Here is a 16,354-nt window from a genome sequence, read left to right as displayed (position 1 = left end):
GGTTGTCGGTTCTAAGATACTTTTAGCCCATTCTGTTTTACTTACTTTTATCAATAGTGAAGGAGAGAAGTTGGAGCAAACAAACTTTTCTAATCTCACCCGTAGTCCTGCCTGATATTCTAGTTAGTGGAATTGAACAAGTTATTGGAATAGAAGTACAGTAAGTAACCCTCCTCGCAAGAAGGATCTTTACGTGTATTTTTATAAGTTTAGGGCATTCGACACGAATGCTTTAACAGCGCTTTCTAACAATGAGCTGTGGTTTGGAAAATTGGATAGCCAAAATGACCCTTTTGAGGGGCGATGTAAAATCGAACGGAGCTTATCGGAGGAGTTAGAGAGGTTTGCGACCCATAGAATTATGCCAGAGGACCCTAGATCATATAACGCTTACTTCCAGTTAACAGGTGTTCATTACCCACATAAGTTGTCAAAGTTTGAGCTATTGGAGCAAGGCTGCTTCCAAATGGCTAAGGAAATGATTGGAAACTTGAATGCTACTAGTCGAATTTGTAGTTTTTCTTACTATGACGCAAGTTCGAAAGAGGACGCTTTAATTGATAATAGGATGTGGGGGCATTACGCTGACGGGCTTCGGGGTTTTTGCTTAGTTTTCGACAAGAAGCTGCTAGAAGAAGCAATATTCCAATCAACGAATAAAAAGGCTGTTGGATTCGAAGTACGATACAAGAATGAAGCCGACGAGTTGAGAGTATCGGATCTTTTTTCTGTTAATAGTAAGCTTGAATTGATTCAAGTTCAGACTCTTAGTGGCTATCGGATTGTAGCAAAAGCCGCTTCGACCAAGTCGGAGCATTGGGAGCATGAACAAGAAGTTCGCCTCATCTCATTTTCAGATAAACCTTTGGTAAAGTATCCGCCACTCGCTTTAAAGCAGATTGTTATTGGTGAGAAGATGCCAAACGCTCAAGTAAACCTTCTTAAAGATATTATGCAATCTAAATACCCTCATGCAAGCATCAATAAGATGATGATGCGACAAGACAGCTATGAACTTAAACAAGTAGCTTGGGATTGAGCTGTTTGTATAGATAGAGCAATCAGCAAAGGTCTAGCTCTGCCCCATTTCGGTGTTTCAAACCATATCAAATCACCGTCATCCCCTTGAAAAAGGGGATCTCATTTAGCGCGTTGAAAAGTTGAATTACGTGACTTAGTCGAAGATTTTTAGTTACCTACACGTGGTGGGAGATCCTCACTTTCGTGAGGATGACGGCATTCTGGGGGATGTGAAAAAATGGAGACTAGATTGCTTCTGTCCACAAATATCTTAGAAACCGAGCTACGCACTGCAAGGTTCAAAGACCTACCGCGCAGTGGCTGAGCATATTAGCCCTTCAACCACATTCTCCAAGCGAAAAAAAACGCCAAGACAAGCGGTCTTGGCGTCAAAGATAGTAATCGTAAACTCGGGAGGGCTGAGTCTCCCATGCTCTACAATCTCAAATATCCCTTTAGCTACTTTCCTGTAGCGATGTTGTGATCATATATTCAACACCTCGATGGCAATACTAGCCTAAAGTGGTAAACATATCGTCAACGATGCAATCTGATATTCCATTTTTATTGGCTTTGTGAAGCCATTTTCGCGAGTACACATTTTAGTGTGCCGTAGTCGTATTGCTGTTCAAAGTGCTCGTATAGCGGCTTGATGGTCTGCTGTGCTAGAGAATCAAGCGTTAGTGCTTGCTGTGTAATTGTTTGGATCTCCTCTTCGCTTAATGAGACCACGCTGTTTAACTCGCAGGCGTTTAACTCTATGGCTTGAGCTAGATGAGACATGATCGTTGTCGCCTTTAGTCCGCGTTCACTTGCGATGTCTTCAACGGTAAACCCTTTGTTAAGAAGTCCCAGAGACTCAAGTTCGGTATCTGACAACTGCTTTTCGGCTTCGGATTTAGGCTCAATAGCGGCGATAAAAGCATCGCCGTATTTCTCGATCTTAACTTCACCAAAACCTGAGATTGTTGAGAGTTCATCGAGGGTTTGCGGGCGCACGCTCGCGAGTGATTCCAGCGTCGCATCATGACAAATCATGTAAGCCGGCACCGATTGCTGCTTAGCTAGCTCTGCACGAACCTCGCGAAGCTTTTCAAACTGCGGCATATCGGCAGTAGACAATGTGCCAGAGTTTTTCTTCTTAGCGCCTTTCGCCGCTTTTTTCGAGACTCGCAGTTTGCGAAGTTCGATGGGCTGTTCGCCTTTCAGGTAGGGACGGCACAACTCAGTAAGCTGTAAGCTGCCGTGTTCACCGTGCACTTCCAGAAGGTTCATGGCGAGCAGTTGACGAAATACTCCTTGCCACTCTTTAGCTGAAAGGTCGCCACCAATACCAAATGTAGAAAGGGTATCGTGCTGGTTTTGGGTAATTCGACTGTCGGCTTTACCTAAGAGAATGTTGACTAAGTAACTCACACCAAACCGCTGACCGGTTCGATATACAGTAGAAAGCGCCTTTTGCGTAGCTTGTAAGCCATCCCAGGTTTCGGGTGGGGTGAGGCAGTTATCACAGTTGCCGCAGGGCTTTGATAGCGTTTCGCCAAAGTAGGCGAGTAGAGATTGGCGACGGCAAGTAGCCAAATCACAATAGCCAAGTAGTCGATTGAGTTTTTGAATGGATACGCGCTTATATTGCTCTGCGCCTTCGGAGTTTTGCACCATTTGCCTCTGTAGAACCATGTCTTGCATACCAAAACTCATCCAAGCATTTGCAGGCATGCCATCACGTCCTGCACGGCCTGTTTCCTGGTAATAGGCTTCAATACTTTTTGGTAGGCTTAAATGCGCCACAAACCGAACATCGGGTTTATCAATCCCCATTCCAAATGCGATGGTGGCGACGACGATGATGCCATCTTCACTCAAAAAACGGCGCTGGTGATTCGCGCGTTGCTCACTTGATAGCCCTGCGTGGTATGGCAAAGCGGTTTTGCCCATGTCACACAACCACTGTGCTGTCTCTTCTACTTTTTTACGTGATAGGCAATAGACAATACCGGCATCATCTTGATGATGAGTATCGATAAAGCGCCATAGCTCTTGTTTTGCATTGCCAAGGTCGGAGACGTGGTAAGTGATGTTAGGACGATCAAAACTGTGAACATAAACATCGGCTTGCTCAAGTGCCAATTGAGCGATGATCTCCTCACGTGTTTTAAGATCGGCGGTAGCGGTGAGCGCGATTCTCGGCACGGCAGGAAAGCGCTGCTTGAGCACACTGAGCTGCTGATACTCTGGGCGAAAGTCATGACCCCACTGGCTTACACAGTGCGCTTCATCAATAGCAAACAGCGACAGGCTCGATTGCTCCAACAAGCGAAGCGTTTTTTCCATTAATAGTCGTTCAGGTGCGACATACAGGATTTGGATGTCACCAGTGAGTACTTGCTCTTCCACGACTTGCTGATCGTACGGGCTCAATGTTGAGTTTAGGTAAGCAGCACGAACGCCAACTTGGTGTAGAGCGTCGACTTGATCTTGCATCAGTGCGATAAGTGGAGACACCACAACGCCAACGCCCTGCCTCAGAATAGCCGGTATTTGATAACAAATAGATTTACCGCCGCCAGTTGGCATTAGTGTCAGCACATCATTTCCCGACATCAACGAGTCGATAATGTCCGCTTGTTGATGACGAAAATTATCGTAACCAAAAAGAGATTTCAGCAGGTCGTTGGGAGTGATGGGATTCGCGGTCGGAGTATTCGGCATCATAGAAGCTTTGGATTTATCACAAAGTGGGAAGATAGCGGGAAAGTGTGTCAGGAGCAGAGTAGGTTTTCAAGCATTCATCGAGATAATGCGCAGTCATTCTCAATGTGATTGTGGAACTATGTCGTGAGAGTTGTACTACTTGAGGTTAGTCTTGTTATGACAAGTCTTTTTTAAGGTGTTGTGAGTGATTAGGAATGGGAACGCAGCGAGAGAAAGTCGGGCTTAGCTTGGCATATAAGCCCGACCTATACGGAGCTTTGGAATACTGTGCGTTTCCATCGCTTTTGTTGCCTTTTGCTAAAAGTGCAAAGAGGTAACAATTTGTTAGACACAAGGCAGAAGAAAAGTTCCGCTACCTTGTATCTGAAGGATTATAAAAGCTTATAGACCTTTGATGTTCTCAACTTCAAGTTCGTTGAAGTAGCGAACTGTCTTCACTTTTAGCTCTTGTTGAGCTGCATCGTCAGCAACGATGATTGCTTTAGGGTGCATTTGTAGCGCAGTCACTGTCCACATGTGGTTTACAGAGCCTTCTACAGCCATTTGTAGAGCTTGAGCTTTGTTGTGACCCATAGTTAGGATCATCACTTCTTCTGCGTCTAGTAGAGTTGCAACACCGATAGTTAGTGCGTATTTAGGCACTTGGTTGATGTCGTTGTCGAAGAAGCGAGAGTTTGCGATGCGCGTGTCTTCAGTCAGTGTCTTGATGCGAGTACGAGAGTTTAGAGATGAACCTGGTTCGTTGAATGCGATGTGACCATCGATGCCGATGCCGCCCATGAATAGGTTGATCTTACCGTATGAACGGATTTTCTCTTCGTATGCCGCGCAGTGTGCGTCGATATCGTCTGCAAGACCGTCAAGAAGGTTGATGTTTTCTTCTTGGATATCAACATGGTTGAAGAAGTTGTTGTACATGAAAGAGCGGTAAGACTCAGGGTGCTCAGGGTCGATACCTACGTACTCATCCATGTTGAACGTTACAACGTGCTTGAAGCTAACTTCGCCGGCTTTGTGCAGATCGATGAGTGCTTTGTACGTTGAAAGAGGCGTTCCACCAGTAGGCAGACCCAAAACAAACGGTTTTTCTGCTGTCGGTTTGAAAGCGTTGATACGTTCAACGATATGGCGAGCAGCCCACTTACCTACTTGTTCTGCGTTCTGTAATGGAATAAGTCTCATGTTGATCCCCTAATAAAAGAATTTAATGTGTTCTGAAACATTAATTCGCATTATAAAAAAAGTTTTTCGACACGGCTATTACTTTTCTGTGAATTTTGGTTTTTTTCTTGATCGGGATCGCCTTTTGCTAAAGGTGTTGAACGTTTGTTAAGGAATGGTGCTTTTTTAACGAGAAAAATTTTTGATAGAAAATAAAGTACGGTTTAGATGGCTAGGGTATTGGAGCGATGGTGACCTGGGCAGGGGAGAGCCTGCCCAGATGGGGGTTAGATTGCCTGACCATTGGCCGTTACGACAACATCAACGTTGCCACGCAAGGCATTGGAGTAAGGGCAAACCTGGTGCGCAACACGCACTAGCTCTAGCGCTGCTGCGTCATCCATTTCAAGAGTGACATCCAGTGCTACATCTAACACAAATCCGCCTTGTTCATTTGCTTTCAGTGCCACAGTGGCTTTGGTTGGCGCTTGTTTTACGGCGAGTTTCTGTTGTTGTGCAACGTGCAGAATGGCATTTGAGAAACACGCTGAATAACCCGCAGCGAATAATTGTTCTGGGTTAGTTGCGGTGCCGCTTCCGCCCAGTTCTTTTGGGTAAGAAAGCGCGAGGTTTAGAAGGCCATCATCGGTTGCGACTTGACCATTACGGCCGGCGATTGCAGTTGCAGAGGTAGAGTAAAGTGCTGACATAGATCCATCCTTTTGTGCTTTATTGAATTGTGTAAAATTAAGTTGTGCGCTAACTATATTGTTAAAATCTGACGATTGCAAGTATATTGTGCACAACTTAAATCAATAAAGTGACTCGATATGAAGTTAGACAGTCCAGAAGCCCTCGATCTAGACAAACAAGTATGTTTTGCGCTTTACAGTGCCAGCAATGCGTTAACCCGCGCTTATCGCCCAATCCTTGACCAAATCGATCTGACTTATCTGCAATACATGACCATGTTGGTACTTTGGAAACAAGCACCTATGAATGTCAAAGATATCGGGGCAGAATTGAAGCTCGACTCCGGTACGTTAACGCCACTTCTCAAACGTTTGGAACAAAAAGGTTTAGTGGAGCGCAAGCGCAGTGAGTCGGACGAGCGAGCTCGCATGATTTTTGTGACTGACCAGGGCGCGGCTTTGCGCGATCAAGCGATGTCGATTCCGGGGGCTATTGCCTGTAAAGCTAAACTCGACCCAGAAGAAGCGATGGTGCTCAAACGGATATGTGAGCGATTAACTGACAATTTAATGGATTAACACGGATGGATATTGAAGGACTTAATCGAGTCGGGTTTAAACACTTGTTGGCGCTGCATGTGATGCTTGATACGTGTAATGTCACCAAAACCGCAGAGCTGCTTTCAGTTACGCCTTCGAGCGTGAGCAAAACCATTACTCAACTGCGCGATATCCTAGATGATGAGCTGTTTTTCAGGGACGGTACCTCGCTCACTCCAACGCTTTATGCCGTGGAAATTGCGCCGCTGATTCACTCCATGTTGGCGAGTATGAATGGTTTACTTAATCAAGCTCGTTTTGAACCGCAGGTATTTGAAGGCCGGTTTAGTTTATCGATGCGTGAAAGTACTTTTGAGTTGTTTGCAAAACCACTGGCAAAACTGACTACGCAATACACACCGAAAGCCAAGCTCAATATCATGACCAAAGCTAAGTTCGGATTTGGCGCACTGCACAGTGGGCAGGTGGACTTTATTATATTGCCGCATGATGTTAGCCAGCCTCCGACGAACACTAAAGAGTTGGTATGGGAAGTCGTCCTAGAAGATGAATTGGTGTGTTTGATGTCCCCAGATCACCCGCTAGCCCAATGTGAACTGACCGTTGAGCAGTACCTGAAAAGCCAGCATATTGGCATTGCTGAATCGGAACTGAGTCGTCCTTATTTTGAACAAACACTGAGACAGCAGCACGGTATTCGAGATGTCAAAATGATAGTGCCAGATTTTGGTGCGGCAGCCGTGATGTGTCACCAATCGGATTTGCTGTTTACTTGTTCAAAGCAGTGGGCAGATGTTGCTAGCCAAGCCAAAGGACTAACGGTTAAGCGTTTGCCGTTTGAATACGGTAAGGTGGCTTATAGTGTGGTTTGGAACCGAGCAGCGATCAATGATCCGGCGATACAATGGCTGTGTTGCTACCTGCGTGACCTCAGCGTCAATGCCTAATGGATAGTGGTTGCATATAAGGTGCGCATCTTGTAGCCTGAAATTTCATCAATAGGAATTTTTATGCACCATACGTTCTCCTACCTCTGGCTCGTACTCGTTATGCCTGTAGCTCGGTAGGATCACCTGTGCCTGGCTACGAGTTGATTGTAGCCACACCGCACCGTCATTCTCGTAGCCTTGAATTGAAAAGGAACCAGAATGAACTCAAGGACTCAGACGACCCCCCAAGATAAAAAACAGCAAATTCAAGGGTTGTTATATGCTCTGGTGGGCACCGCGCTTTTTTCCATAAAACCCATTTTTATTAAAATTGCTTACCAATACGGGGGCGATGCGACCGCGATCATGTCACTGCGTGCATTCAGCTCTCTGCCTTTTTATCTCATAGTACTGTGCGTACTTTGTCGAGATACCCAACGCCGCTCGTTGGTTCATCATTATGGATGGCAAGCCGCCCTTGTTGGGAGCCTAGGTTATTATCTGGCCAGCTTCTTAGACATCGCGGCGCTGGCGTATATCAGTGCTCAACTGGAGCGATTATTGATATTTCTATTTCCGAGTTTTGTGGTCATACTCAGCTGGTTATTCTTACGTCAGAGACCAACAAGGAACGTAGTTCAGGCTGTGATCTTGGGGTATTTGGGTATTGCCGCGATTTTGTTTCATGATGTTCAATCTTTGGGCAGTGATATTTGGAAAGGAAGCGGCTTGGCTGTGGCTTCTGCGTTTATTTTTGCGGTCTACTTGATGTTGAGTAAAAGCATCATCGGAAAAATGGGCAGCGAGTTATTTACTAGCATTGGCATGGGGAGTGCGGGAGTGGCCATATTGATTCAATTGTCGCTGCCCTCTTCGACATCGATGAACAGTTGGTCGTTCGAACTGGTTGTGCTTGGCGTTTTATTGGGGATCTTTTGCACCGTTTTGCCTTCTTATTTCGTGGCCGCAGCGATGGCGCGTTTAACGGCCACAGAGCTCAGTATTACGTCAAATATTGGTCCCGGAGTGACTGCCATAATGGCGGTGCTGGTGCTGTCGGAAGCGTTCACTGTGTATCATTTTGTTGGGCTGTGTTTAGTGACGTTGTCGGTATACAGGATGAAAAAGCCGGCGTAATAGCCGTAATCCAATAGCTGCAACCATGGTCATTTGATTATGCCACGGATGAGAGGGCGGCATAACACTGTTAAGGCGCGAGGGTTACTTCCACGCGCTACCAAATTGAATGTAGGTGGTCCACTCTTCTGGCCCTTTCGCCACATCAACACCGACTCTCAGACCCAGTTGACGAGCGATGAGGTATCGAAAACCGCCGCCGCGTGTGTAGTGTACTTGGCTGCGGGCGATACTTTCGCCGTGGTTAAACGCTGTCGCGGCTCCCACAAAACCAAGTACTGTCCAGCGTTCGTCGATGTCATAACTTAGCTCTAGCTCACCAAGGGCAGTATTGTCTGCTTGATAACGCATGGCGGCGATACCGCGCATGTCGATGTATGGACGAGCGTATATCGATGCTGGGAAATCGACGTTATCTGAGATTGACTTTACATCCCCACGCACGCCCAGTCCCCAGCTTTTCGATAGGCGGGTATAGTGCTGAGCATAGGCATTATATTTTTGATAATCGAACTGGCCGCCAAAGGCTTTATGATGGTAATCGACTTTGAGACCCGCCTTAGTGCCTTGTTGTGGTGAGAACTGGTTGTTGCGAGTATCGTACATCACCCTCCAGCCAAGACGTCCGTCTTTAGAATGCAGGAGTGGGTCGTTGACGCCATCAAGTGTTGGCTTCGATGACATGTAGCTATAGGCGCCACCAATGAAAAAGTCGGAGTCGCCAATTCTGATATCCATTTCTTGAAAGAAGTAGATCCCCTGCAAACTGAGATCCATAGGGCCAAGTGATGCCATTGGGTAATATTTGAGGTTGAATTTAGCGCCAAATAAGCCACCCATATAGCGGATGCGATCATTCATCCAATTGCCGTAGTGGAATCCGCCATAAAGTTGGCTGCCGTTATTGGTACCAAGTGCCATGAGTCCTGAGGTACTGGCTGGGATGTCTTTGACCTCTTCGCCAGCAAGACGTTTTTGTTTGCGCTCTTCAGATTCGTGGAAAAATAGCAATGCTGCACCGCCACCGACACCAACTGCCGGATCGGTCACGGTTAACGGGACGGGAAGAAAACCAGCGGCGTTATCAAGTATAAATTGGCTGCCATCGAGCCGCCCATCTTTAGGATCAATGAAATCATCCATCATACCTGCCTGTGTATAGGCACTACACAAAATGGTACCCGTGAGGAGATAAAACGGTATTGATCTATTCTTATAATTCATACATCTAACAACTCTGTGGTAATACGATTAAAAGCAATCCCTGCAATATTTCCAATTATATCGGTATATTAACGACACCTTTGTTAATTTTCGAACAAGTCAATTTGAAGGAGGGACTGAAAACGCTCTTGACCTAATCGCTAGTCGAATAGTTTGTATTTGCTTATTAGGTGGTTTGCTCTATTTGGGTGTTGATGACGGCAGTATTGGTTTGGGGTGCTTAACTGTGGATGTTTACTCATTCACGATTGCTATGAAAAAACAGTATTCTAGGACCGAAAATTACGATAATGTTCGCACATTCCGTACTAGGGTGATGTTAAGAATGCTAAGCCGATTTGATGATTTATCTCAGACCTCAAAAGGGGTCGTTGCCTCCATCCTTGCTTCTTGTTTGTTTGGCTTGCTGCCTCTGTATGTACAGTTCCAACCGGATCTGGGCACGTTTAACGTAAGTGGTGGCGAAGGGCACTGGGTCGCAGCGCAGCGCGTGACATGGAGTGCTGGGTTGATGATGGTGATTTTAGTGTTGACGGGACGCATTGGCCGCTTTTGGCAAGCGTTTAAGCAAACACGGCGCTGGCATCGCTATCTCATATCGGCCCTGTTGGTGGCGCCGCAATACTGGGTGTTTGTTTGGGCACCTTTATATGGAGAGACGTTATCTGTTGCGCTCGGTTATTTCACGTTACCTTTGGTGCTGGTGGTCGTAGGCAAACTTGTTTACGGAGATACGCTATCTCGACTTCAATGGATAGCCTGTGTTTTGGCTGCTGTTGGCGTAGCCTACGCTTATGTCATGGCTGAGGGACTGTCATGGATAGTGTTACTCATTGCCTTGGGCTACCCGGTCTATTTTGTCCATCGCAAAACGTTGGATGTGGCGAGCGATGTCGGCTTTACCCTTGATAATGTATTCCTGCTGCCACTGACCATATTTGCGATGTTCTATTTGTTACCGATTGAGCAAATTCAAGCTATCCCAGCTGTGAGTTGGTTTTACTACCTTGGTTTAGCGATTGCAGGCGCAGTGCCAATGCTGCTGTTTTTGTATGCTTCACAATCGCTACCTATGTCTCTGTTTGGTCTTCTAGGGTATGTAGAACCTGTACTTGTGTTTGCCGTGGGCTTACTGCTCGGTGAGCGAGTTGAGGCCGCCGACATGCCGACTTATCTGCTGGTTATGATGGCTCTGTCCGTATTGGCCTTAGACGGAGTGCGACGAGCGCGCACGCACGGCGCTGTGTAACTGTCGTTACATCACTGAGTCAAAACGACCGAGTGGGACCTCTAAGGTGTTTTGGCCATGTTTAATAGGACTACCGACCATTTCATCATAGGCGCTGTCTTGTCTGAGCACGACTTCTTTGGCAGACAGATTTTGACACAGACGGCGCATATCCACCACGTTATGAGTGCGTAACAGCGACCCGTTGTCGTGTGTGACATAATGTTCTTCACCATCAATGACCACTGATGCTTGATAGAGCGACATTTCTAATGAATGGATAACTAATTTGTCGAATTGAGCGTATTGCTCCAGCGTACTGATCTTAGTATTCATCTCACGTCTCCATGTTTGGCAGGGCGGTTTAAAAACGGGTTGTGCAGACGATTAGTACGAAGGGCAGGCAATAAGTGATTAAATATTGTTCTTAATCCGTTCTTGTTTAGATGGGATTGGATAGGGTTTACAATGTAAAAGTCAGGCTGCATGGTCGCCGCCTGACATAGATTGATGACAACGTCGATTACATTGCCGCGCTAAAGATCGCTTCGATTTCTGCTTGAGTTGCTTGACGAGGGTTAGTCATACAACACACATCTTGCAACGTGCTTTCAGCAAGCTTTGCAATGTCTTCTGATTTCACACCAAGCTCTTTGAGTGTGGCAGGAATACCCACTTTACTTGATAGCTCCTGCATCGCCTCGATAGCAAGCAATGCCGCCTGTTCTGTGTTTAACCCAGTCGTGTCTTTCCCCATAGCATTGGCAATATCGACAAACTTTTCAGGATTCGCTGAGACATTGAACCGTTGTACGTGTGGCAGCAATACTGCATTACATACCCCGTGAGGCAGATGATAAGTGGCGCCAATTTGGTGTGCCATCGCATGCACGTAGCCCAGCAGCGCGTTGTTAAATGCCATACCTGCCATAAATTGGGCGTAAGCCATTTGCTCACGAGCTTCAACGTTTTCACCATCGGTCACACAAGTCGGTAGGTGTATGGTGATCATTTCGATTGCTTTAAGCGCCACAGTATCGGTGATCGGGTTAGCGGCAATCGACACATAAGCTTCAATAGCATGAGTTAGTGCATCCATGCCTGTCGCAGCGGTCAGTGAACTTGGCATGGCGAGCATCAAGTTAGGATCATTTACCGAAATCAGTGGCGTCACTTTTTGGTCAACAATCGCCATTTTGATCTGCCTTGCTTCATCAGTGATCACACTGAACATGGTCATCTCTGATGCGGTGCCTGCCGTTGTATTGATTGAAACGAGTGGGAATGGTGCGATTGTGGCTTGGTTAATCCCTTCGTAGTCTGTGATTTTTCCGCCGTTAGTTGCGACTAAGGCAATACCTTTTGCACAGTCGTGCGGTGAGCCCCCGCCAACAGATAAGATCAGATCACAGCCTTCGTCAGTGAGTACTTCAAGGCCAGCTTCAACGTTTTGAATTGTAGGGTTTGGTTGAGTTCCATCATAGACTGCAAATGCGATCTGACGATCGTCGAGTTTTTTTGTTATTTGAGCGACAAGGCCAATCTGGTTCAACACAGCATCCGTTACGATCAGTGCTTTTGTGAACCCCTGTTGCTGGATGATATCCAGCGCTTTGTCTAAACACTCTTTTCCTAACAAGTTGGTCGATGGAAGGATAATAGTACTGCTCATTTGAATGCTCCTTGCTATTCGTCATGATGAATATAATGACGCTAAGCTATCATGCACAAATAGTGAGAAGTATGATGCAAATCAATAGGTTTGATGACGTTTAAGGATTGAACGATATGCGGTTTGTTTATTTAAAACATAGAGTTAGGTGGTGGGCATACAAACTAGTATGCCCTTTGTGATTAGTTTGCGTCGGTAAGTATTGATTAATCGAATGGACTTTAAGTGGTCATTTCGCCTAACGTCAGCTTGGATAGCTGAATATTTACACGCAAAGATTCATCAATAATGAGCCTAGGATCATCGATGTCAATGCCTTGCTCAAGGGAGTGGTGAGTTTTATCAGTAAGGGCGTTGAGTAGCTGAATCGAGCGCGAAATATCACTATCGGAACCTTTGAGGGTTTTTAGTGATTGTAAACTGAAGAGTTGCTCTGTGAGTTTGTTGACCGCTGATTCAAGGTCGTACGCTTCCTCGCTCAGTCTAAGGTTTGGTTTATAGCGTTCCAACTGCCGGATTGTTGTGATTAACGTTTCTTGAAGGGTGAGTAGATCCATGCGACTTCCTTGTGCATAAGGTTTCATTAAGTATTTATTTATATTGGATCACTATTCTGTAAAGTCGAGTCTGTTTTTGGAAAATGCGATATAGATCGTTTTTATCTATCGCTCCTTAACAACAAGCGACTACACCAAACCTTTCAGTTTTGCTAATCCCCATGCAGCGGTCGTCACCACGTCTTGTATTTCCCCGTCAGTCAACATGCGTTCAAAATCGGAAATTGTAAATGCGCGAGCGATAAGATCTTCTTCTTCTTGATCGCGGCTTGGCTCACCCTGAGTGAGGTCGGTAGCAAGGTAAATGTGGCAAGTTTGATTGAGAAAACCATACGCAATGAACTGCTTCCCCACATACGTCATGGTTGCGGCGCTCAATCCGGTCTCTTCCCGCAGTTCACCTTGCGCGAGAGACAAGTGGCTCGCATCTGGTTTTGACTCCCATGCCCCTTGAGGCAGTTCCCAAAAGGTTTCACTGACGGCGTATCGATATTGCTGAACCAGATGAATTTCGCCGTTATCAATAGCGATGATCACCGCGCAATCGGGCTTGTCGACAACTCCGTAAATTCCTTGTTTTCCACTTTCGCGTTCGATTTTGTCTTCACGAACGGACATCCAAGGGTTTTTATAGACGACGGTTGAATCTAGGGTTTTTATTGTCATAGGTTACTGTTTAGTAGGAAGAATTAAGGCAAATTTTACCTCAGTTTTTTAATCTATCCTATGCTAAAAGGTGAATAATAAACACAAAGGCTAGGACAATGAAAATATGGATTAAACAAGCATGGGTCATAATGTTAGGCCTGATTGCTTGCTTTGTTAATGCGCAGGAGCGCTTCCCTCTCTCTCCACCCGATACCAGTACTCCAAAACTCACCTATGACAGCTACATTGCCTCTGTTACTGAGGCTAATCGAGAGCTGGGTATCGTATACAACGATCTTTCTAACGTCAGTGAAGATCAACGTCAGAAAATTCACTCTTCATTTGAGCGTGCAGCACTGACATTTGACTTATCTCAGGTAGCGGCATCGAGTCAAAACCGTGTGGCCATTGAGTCCGTTATGTTGCTCAAAGAGGTACTTGATCGTGTGCCTACCTTTGACACTAACGCGATTCCAAATAGTGCCGACATCGAGCGTTGGACTGTGCCGAATACTAATATTAGTATCGTCAGGCAACCTTCAGGCCATTATCAGTTCTCTAGTGACACCGTTACACATCTGCACAGGTATTACGGTCTTGTCAGTCATCTACCGTCCAATATAGACGCGTCACCAGACTACTATAAATACTATTCGTTAAGCGCGGGGCGATTAATCCCGCCGGGATGGTTTGCGTTTGTTGAGTCGATGCCAGCGGAGATGATGATCGAGATTGGTGATCAAGCGATTTGGCAATGGATTGCTTTGCTGCTTCTGAGTTGCGTCTTAGTGCTATATGCTTACGCCATTTATCACAAAGTACAGCATGTGCTGCTCAAACCCGTCATGATGGCGTTCGGTCTGTTTGTATTTGATTGGACGGCCGATTATCAGTTCAACTTAACGGGTACATTAATGACTACGCTCAATATGATGGTTGAGCTGCTGTTTTGGCCACTCATCGCTCAAGCTGCCTACTTGTTAGGCGCATCGGGGTGTCGCTGGCTGATGGTTGGTCAGCGACTCGCTGATGGCCTAAAGAAAAGCCTTGCTCAAATCATGGGTACACTAGCGGGCAGCTTTTGTGCTGTTTGTGTCATTGGTTATGGTTTGCATCGTTTAGGAGTACCAGTGTACGGCATTATTACCGGACTCAGTTTGGGCGGGATGGCGATCGCGCTGGCGATTCGCCCTACGATGGAGAACCTCATCGGCGGCGTGATCATGTTTATGGATAAGTCTTTGTCGGTGGGTGACTTTTGTTCTGTAGGCAGCGTTTCTGGTGTAGTCGAGCAAATTGGTGTGCGCTCTACACGCATTCGTGCCAAAGATCGTACCTTGATCACTATCTCTAATGGCGATGTCGTCAAGATGCAAATTACCAATTTTAGTCGTCGAGATCGCTATCCATTTTTAGTCAAACTTGGGCTGCGTTATGAAACGCCAATGGAGACGATGGTCGCGGTGACGCGCGATATTCGCGAATTTTTGGCGCAGCACCCAAGAGTGTTAGCGTCCCCGCTGCGTGTTCACTTTTCTTCTTTCAGTGACTACAGCTTAGATATTGATGTATTTGCTCACATTGATACCCGGGATAGAGAAGACTTTCTGAATACCCAGCAAGAGTTGCTTATGGAAATTAACCGCGTGATTGACGAGCATGGCGCGGAATTCGCCTTCCCTTCGACGACAACCTACCTCAATCCAGACAGTCTGACACAAGCGCCAACCACGCTTAAATTGGCTGGCGACGGGCAAGACTAATCCATGCGCGCTTTGGGTCTTACCTTTGGCAACGGTTTAAATGGTTAAAACACAAATCAGTGCTAGCACGTTAGCACTGATTTTGTTAAAACAGTGGCCAATATTCATCGCCTTACTTTAACCTGTAAGGTGAGACACCCAACCAATAGCAACAAGTATAAAAAGGACATCAACGTGGCACAGTCTCTACAGTTTGAAAAGTTCGTCGACCTAGATTTTGATTTAGCGGAATGCCCACGCTGGGATTGGCGCACCGACTCTTGGATGTGGGTCAACATCTGTGAAGGGGAGCTTTGGCGTCACAAAAATGGCGTAAGTGAGAAGCGTGAGTTCGGCGATAAGTTAGGCTGCTTTGCTTTGCATGGTGAACAAGGGTTTGTTGTCGCACTAAAATCCGGCATGTACTACATCCAAGATTGGGATGCAGAGATGATTTCGCTGGCACCATTGGTGTCAGAATTTCCTCGTATGCGATACAACGATGGTCGCGGTGCGCCAGGTGGACGTTTCATTGCCGGTACTCGTAATGGAGCGAAAGTCGGTGACCAAGGACAATTCCATCAGCTTCATCTAGATGGCACTATCGAAGCTTTGCCTATGTTTGCTTGGACCTGTAATGGCCTGGCGTTTTCGCCAGATGCTCAATGGTTGTACTGGGCAGATACTGGCTCTAGCAAGGTGTACAAACACGCTTATGATGCAAGTACAGGTCAATACGGTGAGCAACAGCTGCACTGTGATTTGACGGATTACAATGGCCGTCCAGATGGTGCGAGTGTCGACGTTGAGGGCAACTACTGGGTTGCGATGTACGCGGGCCAATCTGTGGTGAAAATTGCCCCAACGGGTGATGTGTTGGACGTGATTGATGTACCGTCTGAAAATCCAACTATGGTGGGCTTTGGCGGTGAAGACATGCGAGATCTTATCGTGACATCAGCGGAAGGCAGCAATGAAAAAGGTAAGCTTTTGATTGCTAAAGATGTTGCACAAGGCTTGAAAGAAGAGCTCGTCAGCGTGGTAGTGGCGTAAATTGCACTCGCTTAA

General features: G+C 46.2%; 15 protein-coding genes. 7 read left to right on the top strand and 8 right to left on the bottom strand.

Annotated elements, in window-relative coordinates:
• Window positions 1-466 precede the first annotated feature (466 nt).
• Window positions 467-1,039: a DUF2971 domain-containing protein gene (locus AAA946_RS21935; protein ID WP_338166870.1), complete on the top strand. Its 573-nt coding sequence runs from the start codon at window positions 467-469 to the stop codon at window positions 1,037-1,039.
• Between the two features lie 545 nt (window positions 1,040-1,584).
• On the opposite strand, the gene recQ is transcribed toward AAA946_RS21935, so the two are convergent.
• The 3 genes from recQ to AAA946_RS21920 all read right to left on the bottom strand — a co-directional run bounded on the left by recQ (window position 1,585) and on the right by AAA946_RS21920 (window position 5,606).
• Window positions 1,585-3,735: a DNA helicase RecQ gene (gene recQ / locus AAA946_RS21930; protein WP_338166869.1), complete on the bottom strand. Its 2,151-nt coding sequence runs from the start codon at window positions 3,733-3,735 to the stop codon at window positions 1,585-1,587.
• Window positions 3,736-4,116: 381 nt separating this feature from the next.
• Entirely contained in the window at window positions 4,117-4,917 is an 801-nt protein-coding gene (gene nagB / locus AAA946_RS21925; protein ID WP_338166868.1) for a glucosamine-6-phosphate deaminase, read from the bottom strand.
• Window positions 4,918-5,183: 266 nt separating this feature from the next.
• Window positions 5,184-5,606, bottom strand: coding sequence for an organic hydroperoxide resistance protein (locus AAA946_RS21920; RefSeq protein WP_338166867.1), 423 nt, complete (start codon window positions 5,604-5,606; stop codon window positions 5,184-5,186).
• A gap of 120 nt (window positions 5,607-5,726) precedes the next feature.
• On the opposite strand from AAA946_RS21920, the gene AAA946_RS21915 reads away from it, so the two are divergent.
• The 3 genes from AAA946_RS21915 to AAA946_RS21905 all read left to right on the top strand — a co-directional run bounded on the left by AAA946_RS21915 (window position 5,727) and on the right by AAA946_RS21905 (window position 8,215).
• Window positions 5,727-6,167: a MarR family winged helix-turn-helix transcriptional regulator gene (locus AAA946_RS21915; protein WP_338166866.1), complete on the top strand. Its 441-nt coding sequence runs from the start codon at window positions 5,727-5,729 to the stop codon at window positions 6,165-6,167.
• A 5-nt stretch (window positions 6,168-6,172) separates the two neighbouring features.
• The gene (locus AAA946_RS21910) at window positions 6,173-7,096 is read left to right on the top strand and encodes a LysR family transcriptional regulator (protein WP_338166865.1); all 924 of its coding nucleotides are present in this window, start codon (window positions 6,173-6,175) and stop codon (window positions 7,094-7,096) included.
• Window positions 7,097-7,297: 201 nt separating this feature from the next.
• The gene (locus AAA946_RS21905; protein ID WP_338166864.1) at window positions 7,298-8,215 is read left to right on the top strand and encodes a DMT family transporter; all 918 of its coding nucleotides are present in this window, start codon (window positions 7,298-7,300) and stop codon (window positions 8,213-8,215) included.
• A gap of 84 nt (window positions 8,216-8,299) precedes the next feature.
• Here AAA946_RS21905 and AAA946_RS21900 read toward each other — a convergent pair whose 3' ends face one another.
• Entirely contained in the window at window positions 8,300-9,358 is a 1,059-nt protein-coding gene (locus AAA946_RS21900) for a BamA/TamA family outer membrane protein (RefSeq protein ID WP_338166863.1), read from the bottom strand.
• 406 nt (window positions 9,359-9,764) lie between these two features.
• Here AAA946_RS21900 and rarD point away from each other — a divergent pair, with 406 nt between their 5' ends.
• Complete coding sequence (gene rarD, locus AAA946_RS21895) at window positions 9,765-10,688, top strand: EamA family transporter RarD (RefSeq protein ID WP_338166862.1); 924 nt, start codon at window positions 9,765-9,767, stop codon at window positions 10,686-10,688.
• A gap of 6 nt (window positions 10,689-10,694) precedes the next feature.
• Here the strand turns inward: rarD and AAA946_RS21890 are convergent, their stop codons facing one another.
• The 4 genes from AAA946_RS21890 to AAA946_RS21875 all read right to left on the bottom strand — a co-directional run bounded on the left by AAA946_RS21890 (window position 10,695) and on the right by AAA946_RS21875 (window position 13,562).
• A complete protein-coding gene (locus AAA946_RS21890) occupies window positions 10,695-11,003 on the bottom strand; it encodes a DUF6482 family protein (RefSeq protein ID WP_338166861.1) in 309 nt (102 codons plus the stop codon).
• A 187-nt stretch (window positions 11,004-11,190) separates the two neighbouring features.
• Window positions 11,191-12,339: an iron-containing alcohol dehydrogenase gene (locus AAA946_RS21885; protein ID WP_338166860.1), complete on the bottom strand. Its 1,149-nt coding sequence runs from the start codon at window positions 12,337-12,339 to the stop codon at window positions 11,191-11,193.
• Between the two features lie 221 nt (window positions 12,340-12,560).
• On the bottom strand, window positions 12,561-12,896 hold the full coding sequence (locus tag AAA946_RS21880; protein ID WP_338166859.1) for a hypothetical protein: 336 nt from the start codon (window positions 12,894-12,896) through the stop codon (window positions 12,561-12,563).
• Between the two features lie 129 nt (window positions 12,897-13,025).
• Window positions 13,026-13,562, bottom strand: a complete 537-nt coding sequence (locus AAA946_RS21875; protein WP_338166858.1) for an NUDIX hydrolase — start codon at window positions 13,560-13,562, stop codon at window positions 13,026-13,028.
• A gap of 98 nt (window positions 13,563-13,660) precedes the next feature.
• Between AAA946_RS21875 and AAA946_RS21870 the strand changes: the two genes are divergently transcribed.
• Both AAA946_RS21870 and AAA946_RS21865 read left to right on the top strand, forming a co-directional pair.
• Entirely contained in the window at window positions 13,661-15,307 is a 1,647-nt protein-coding gene (locus AAA946_RS21870) for a mechanosensitive ion channel family protein (RefSeq protein WP_338166857.1), read from the top strand.
• A 174-nt stretch (window positions 15,308-15,481) separates the two neighbouring features.
• Window positions 15,482-16,339 (top strand): SMP-30/gluconolactonase/LRE family protein, encoded by an 858-nt coding sequence (locus AAA946_RS21865; protein ID WP_338166856.1) that lies wholly within the window; start codon window positions 15,482-15,484, stop codon window positions 16,337-16,339.
• Window positions 16,340-16,354: the final 15 nt, after the last annotated feature.

This window comes from Vibrio sp. 10N (assembly GCF_036245475.1).
In the GTDB taxonomy this organism is placed as follows: domain Bacteria; phylum Pseudomonadota; class Gammaproteobacteria; order Enterobacterales; family Vibrionaceae; genus Vibrio.
This window is presented reverse-complemented; position numbering and strand designations above follow the sequence as displayed.

Bases quoted from the DNA above. Each gene is read 5' to 3' on its own strand.
- AAA946_RS21935 (WP_338166870.1), top strand. From the start codon at position 467: ATGGCTAAGGAAATGATTGGAAACTTGAATGCTACTAGTCGAATTTGT.
- recQ (WP_338166869.1), bottom strand. From the start codon at position 3,735: ATGATGCCGAATACTCCGACCGCGAATCCCATCACTCCCAACGACCTG.
- nagB (WP_338166868.1), bottom strand. From the start codon at position 4,917: ATGAGACTTATTCCATTACAGAACGCAGAACAAGTAGGTAAGTGGGCT.
- AAA946_RS21920 (WP_338166867.1), bottom strand. From the start codon at position 5,606: ATGTCAGCACTTTACTCTACCTCTGCAACTGCAATCGCCGGCCGTAAT.
- AAA946_RS21915 (WP_338166866.1), top strand. From the start codon at position 5,727: ATGAAGTTAGACAGTCCAGAAGCCCTCGATCTAGACAAACAAGTATGT.
- AAA946_RS21910 (WP_338166865.1), top strand. From the start codon at position 6,173: ATGGATATTGAAGGACTTAATCGAGTCGGGTTTAAACACTTGTTGGCG.
- AAA946_RS21905 (WP_338166864.1), top strand. From the start codon at position 7,298: ATGAACTCAAGGACTCAGACGACCCCCCAAGATAAAAAACAGCAAATT.
- AAA946_RS21900 (WP_338166863.1), bottom strand. From the start codon at position 9,358: ATGGATGATTTCATTGATCCTAAAGATGGGCGGCTCGATGGCAGCCAA.
- rarD (WP_338166862.1), top strand. From the start codon at position 9,765: ATGCTAAGCCGATTTGATGATTTATCTCAGACCTCAAAAGGGGTCGTT.
- AAA946_RS21890 (WP_338166861.1), bottom strand. From the start codon at position 11,003: ATGAATACTAAGATCAGTACGCTGGAGCAATACGCTCAATTCGACAAA.
- AAA946_RS21885 (WP_338166860.1), bottom strand. From the start codon at position 12,339: ATGAGCAGTACTATTATCCTTCCATCGACCAACTTGTTAGGAAAAGAG.
- AAA946_RS21880 (WP_338166859.1), bottom strand. From the start codon at position 12,896: ATGGATCTACTCACCCTTCAAGAAACGTTAATCACAACAATCCGGCAG.
- AAA946_RS21875 (WP_338166858.1), bottom strand. From the start codon at position 13,562: ATGACAATAAAAACCCTAGATTCAACCGTCGTCTATAAAAACCCTTGG.
- AAA946_RS21870 (WP_338166857.1), top strand. From the start codon at position 13,661: ATGAAAATATGGATTAAACAAGCATGGGTCATAATGTTAGGCCTGATT.